This is a genomic window from Humibacter ginsengiterrae, from assembly GCF_054780115.1.
The window spans coordinates 1-5585 of the sequence record NZ_BAAGWY010000033.1 but is presented as its reverse complement, the minus strand read 5'-3'; the positions used below and the strand labels follow the sequence as shown (position 1 = coordinate 5585).

Annotated in this window: 3 rRNA genes; all 3 read right to left on the bottom strand. The window is 55.9% G+C overall.

Annotation, left to right across the window (positions count from 1 at the left end):
• Window positions 1-6: 6 nt before the first annotated feature.
• A 5S ribosomal RNA gene (rrf, locus tag ACYVII_RS19045) occupies window positions 7-123 on the bottom strand.
• Between the two features lie 126 nt (window positions 124-249).
• Window positions 250-3391: ribosomal RNA gene (locus ACYVII_RS19040) — 23S ribosomal RNA — on the bottom strand.
• A gap of 434 nt (window positions 3392-3825) precedes the next feature.
• Window positions 3826-5357: ribosomal RNA gene (locus ACYVII_RS19035) — 16S ribosomal RNA — on the bottom strand.
• Together the 16S, 23S and 5S rRNA genes form the textbook arrangement of a ribosomal RNA operon.
• Between the last annotated feature and the right edge of the window lie 228 nt (window positions 5358-5585).

The following is a 5585-nucleotide window of genomic DNA, read 5'->3' as shown; positions in this document are numbered from 1 at the left end:
AAAGGAGTCCGGCGGTGTCCTACTCTCCCACAGGGTCGCCCCTGCAGTACCATCGGCGCTGGGAGTCTTAGCTTCCGGGTTCGGAATGTTTCCGGGCGTTTCCCTCTCGCTATGGCCGCCGTAACACTATTGATTTACAGTCATAGTCCCCCCACCGTGGTGGGGGGTGGTGGTGTCCCGACCGTATATCGGGAACCACATAGTGGACGCGAGCGTTTTCTTCGCCTGTTGTTTCAGACGGTGAAGTGTTTTGTCAAGTTGTTGGCTTATTAGTACCGGTCAGCTGCACAAGTCTTTAGTCCTTGCTTCCACATCCGGCCTATCAACCCAGTCGTCTGGCTGGGAGCCTCTCCCCCTAAGGGATGGAAGTCTCATCTTGAGGCCGGCTTCCCGCTTAGATGCTTTCAGCGGTTATCCATCCCGAACGTAGCTAATCAGCGGTGCTCCTGGCGGAACAACTGACACACCAGAGGTTCGTCCAACCCGGTCCTCTCGTACTAGGGTCAGATCCTCTCAAACTTCCTACGCGCGCAGCGGATAGGGACCGAACTGTCTCACGACGTTCTAAACCCAGCTCGCGTACCGCTTTAATGGGCGAACAGCCCAACCCTTGGGACCTACTCCAGCCCCAGGATGCGACGAGCCGACATCGAGGTGCCAAACCATGCCGTCGATATGGACTCTTGGGCAAGATCAGCCTGTTATCCCCGAGGTACCTTTTATCCGTTGAGCGACAGCGCTTCCACAAGCCACTGCCGGATCACTAGTCCCGACTTTCGTCCCTGCTCGACCTGTCAGTCTCACAGTCAAGCTCCCTTGTGCACTTACACTCGCCACCTGATTGCCAACCAGGTTGAGGGAACCTTTGGGCGCCTCCGTTACTCTTTAGGAGGCAACCGCCCCAGTTAAACTACCCACCAGGCACTGTCCCTGAACCGGATTACGGTTCGAAGTTAGACATCCAGAGTGACCAGAGTGGTATTTCAACAATGACTCCACGAACACTAGCGTGCCCGCTTCATAGTCTCCCACCTATCCTACACAAGCCACACCGAACACCAATACCAAGCTGTAGTAAAGGTCACGGGGTCTTTCCGTCCTGCTGCGCGTAACGAGCATCTTTACTCGTAGTGCAATTTCGCCGAGTTCGCGGTTGAGACAGCTGGGAAGTCGTTACGCCATTCGTGCAGGTCGGAACTTACCCGACAAGGAATTTCGCTACCTTAGGATGGTTATAGTTACCACCGCCGTTTACTGGGGCTTAAATTCTCAGCTTCGCCTTACGGCTAACCGTTCCTCTTAACCTTCCAGCACCGGGCAGGCGTCAGTCCGTATACATCGTCTTGCGACTTGGCACGGACCTGTGTTTTTAGTAAACAGTCGCTTCCCACTGGTCTCTGCGGCCATCACACGCTTCCCCCAGCAAGTGGGTTCACGCTTCAGGCCCCCCTTCTCCCGAAGTTACGGGGGCATTTTGCCGAGTTCCTTAACCACGATTCTCTCGATCTCCTCGGTATTCTCTACCTGACCACCTGAGTCGGTTTAGGGTACGGGCGGCTGGAACCTCGCGTCGATGCTTTTCTCGGCAGCATAGGATCACCAACTTCCCCTTACGGGTCCGCATCGTGTCTCAACCATCAAGGACGACGGATTTGCCTATCGTCCGGTCTACGCACTTGCACCGGGACAACCATCGCCCGGCATCGGCTACCTTCCTGCGTCACACCTGTTAATACGCTAGCCGCACCAGCATAGGGTCGAGCGCTACCTCCCCCACGCCTCACCCTAAAAGGGATCAGTCGTTGAGGGTTTCGGGCTCTTAGCATCACTGGATTGACTGGGACGGTTCTTCGCCGGTACGGGAATATCAACCCGTTGTCCATCGACTACGCCTGTCGGCCTCGCCTTAGGTCCCGACTTACCCAGGGCGGATTAGCCTGGCCCTGGAACCCTTGGTCTTTCGGAGGACGGGTTTCTCACCCGTCTTTCGCTACTCATGCCTGCATTCTCACTCGTGTGGCGTCCACGGCTGGATCACTCCGCCGCTTCACCCGCCACACGACGCTCTCCTACCCATCAACACCACTGAACCAACCGGCAACAAGGCCGGCGGCTTATGTCTATGCGTCAATGCCACAACTTCGGTGGCGTGCTTGAGCCCCGTTACATTGTCGGCGCGGAATCACTTGACCAGTGAGCTATTACGCACTCTTTCAAGGGTGGCTGCTTCTAAGCCAACCTCCTGGTTGTCTATGCAACTCCACATCCTTTCCCACTTAGCACGCGCTTAGGGACCTTAGTTGGTGGTCTGGGTTGTTTCCCTCTCGACGATGAAGCTTATCCCCCACCGTCTCACTGCTGCGCTCTCACTTACCGGCATTCGGAGTTTGGCTGACGTCAGTAACCTTGTAGGGCCCATCGGCCATCCAGTAGCTCTACCTCCGGCAAGAAACACGCAACGCTGCACCTAAATGCATTTCGGAGAGAACCAGCTATCACGAAGTTTGATTGGCCTTTCACCCCTACCCACAGCTCATCCCCTCCATTTTCAACTGAAGTGGGTTCGGTCCTCCACGACGTCTTACCGTCGCTTCAACCTGGCCATGGGTAGATCACTTCGCTTCGGGTCTAGAACACGCGACTACGATCGCCCTCTTCGGACTCGCTTTCGCTACGGCTACCCCACACGGGTTAACCTCGCCACGTATCACTAACTCGCAGGCTCATTCTTCAAAAGGCACGCCGTCACCCCAACAAAGGAGGCTCCGACGGTTTGTAAGCAAACGGTTTCAGGTACTATTTCACTCCCCTCCCGGGGTACTTTTCACCTTTCCCTCACGGTACTTGTCCGCTATCGGTCATCTGGGAGTATTTAGGCTTATCAGGTGGTCCTGACAGATTCACACGGGATTTCTCGGGCCCCGTGCTACTTGGGATCCTCTCCACGCTGCGTCACGCATTTCGGCTACGGGGCTCGCACCCACTACGGCCCACCATTCAAAGTGGTTCGCCTACACGCACGCATCACGCCAACTGCCCGGCAGAACAGCAACGGAAAGTCCCACAACCCCGACCATGCAACGCCCGCCGGCTATCACACATGGCACGGTTTAGCCTCATCCGCGTTCGCTCGCCACTACTAACGGAATCACTATTGTTTTCTCTTCCTGTGGGTACTGAGATGTTTCACTTCCCCACGTTCCCTCTACCCGCCCTATACATTCAGGCGGGAGTCACCAGGTCACCACAAAGGGCCTGGCCAGGTTTCCCCATTCGGACACCCTCGGATCACAGTTCGCTTATCAACTCCCCGAGGCTTATCGCAGATTGCTACGTCCTTCTTCGGCTCCAGATGCCAAGGCATCCACCGTTCGCTCTTAAAAACTTGAAAAACACATGAGTCTGAATCGATCGACGCCAAACCCCGAAAGGCTCGACGTAGATAGACCAATGATCTTTCAAAAAGATCATCACGACCCCAACCCGAAAACGGGTCAGAATCGAAGATGCTCGCGTCCACTATGGAGTTCTCAAAATACGGTCGGCACCCACCCGCAACCCCACCACACGGTAAGACAACAGATGGGCCCAGAGGTTCAGGTCCAGCCTTCCAGCCGGCCCGGTCCCTCAGGACCCAACAGCGTGCATGTCCCGGCTCTCACGACCCGAAGCGTTCCTTGCCACTCCCGCGAAGGAGAGACCGTACTAACCACGAACCGGTCAAACCCGGAACCAATGTCAATGTTCCACCCATGAGCTAACCAGCCGAGAACACTCGCCTCGGCCTGGCGCCTGGACACCCAACGGATGCCAGTTGCTCCTTAGAAAGGAGGTGATCCAGCCGCACCTTCCGGTACGGCTACCTTGTTACGACTTAGTCCTAATCACCGATCCCACCTTCGACGGCTCCCTCCCACAAGGGGTTGGGCCACCGGCTTCGGGTGTTACCGACTTTCATGACTTGACGGGCGGTGTGTACAAGGCCCGGGAACGTATTCACCGCAGCGTTGCTGATCTGCGATTACTAGCGACTCCGACTTCATGAGGTCGAGTTGCAGACCTCAATCCGAACTGAGACCGGCTTTTTGGGATTCGCTCCACCTTACGGCATCGCAGCCCTTTGTACCGGCCATTGTAGCATGCGTGAAGCCCAAGACATAAGGGGCATGATGATTTGACGTCATCCCCACCTTCCTCCGAGTTGACCCCGGCAGTCTCCTATGAGTTCCCACCATCACGTGCTGGCAACATAGAACGAGGGTTGCGCTCGTTGCGGGACTTAACCCAACATCTCACGACACGAGCTGACGACAACCATGCACCACCTGTCCACCAGTGTCCAAAGAGTTCCCTATTTCTAGGGCGTTCCGGTGTATGTCAAGCCTTGGTAAGGTTCTTCGCGTTGCATCGAATTAATCCGCATGCTCCGCCGCTTGTGCGGGCCCCCGTCAATTCCTTTGAGTTTTAGCCTTGCGGCCGTACTCCCCAGGCGGGGCGCTTAATGCGTTAGCTGCGACACGGAAACCGTGGAATGGTCCCCACATCTAGCGCCCAACGTTTACGGCGTGGACTACCAGGGTATCTAATCCTGTTCGCTCCCCACGCTTTCGCTCCTCAGCGTCAGTTACGGCCCAGAGAACTGCCTTCGCCATCGGTGTTCTTCCTGATATCTGCGCATTCCACCGCTACACCAGGAGTTCCATTCTCCCCTACCGCACTCCAGTCTGCCCGTACCCACTGCAGGCCCGAGGTTGAGCCTCGGGATTTCACAGCAGACGCGACAAACCGCCTACGAGCTCTTTACGCCCAATAATTCCGGACAACGCTCGCACCCTACGTATTACCGCGGCTGCTGGCACGTAGTTAGCCGGTGCTTCTTCTGCAGGTACCGTCACCCAAAGGCTTCTTCCCTGCCAAAAGAGGTTTACAACCCGAAGGCCGTCATCCCCCACGCGGCGTTGCTGCATCAGGCTTGCGCCCATTGTGCAATATTCCCCACTGCTGCCTCCCGTAGGAGTCTGGGCCGTGTCTCAGTCCCAGTGTGGCCGGTCACCCTCTCAGGCCGGCTACCCGTCGTCGCCTTGGTAAGCCATTACCTCACCAACAAGCTGATAGGCCGCGAGCTCATCCCCAACCAGAAAAACCTTTCCACCCACACACCATGCGGTGATGGGTCATATCCAGTATTAGACGCCGTTTCCAGCGCTTATCCCAGAGTCAAGGGCAGATTGCTCACGTGTTACTCACCCGTTCGCCACTAATCCCCGCAGAGCAAGCTCCGCAGATCATCGTTCGACTTGCATGTGTTAAGCACGCCGCCAGCGTTCGTCCTGAGCCAGGATCAAACTCTCCATAAATGAACAAAACCAACACAACCCAAAAAGGCCGCGCCGGAAAATTCACCCAGCAGGCCAAAAGACCCACAGAGCTGATCTGACTAGAATCGAATATCAAACTGACATTCAAAAATATCTAATCCAAAGGAATCCCAACACCAACACCAACCAAAAAGGCCGATGCCAGTGACGAGGTTAATTGGCATATGACATTGTGCACGCTGTTGAGTTCTCAAGGATCGGACACTC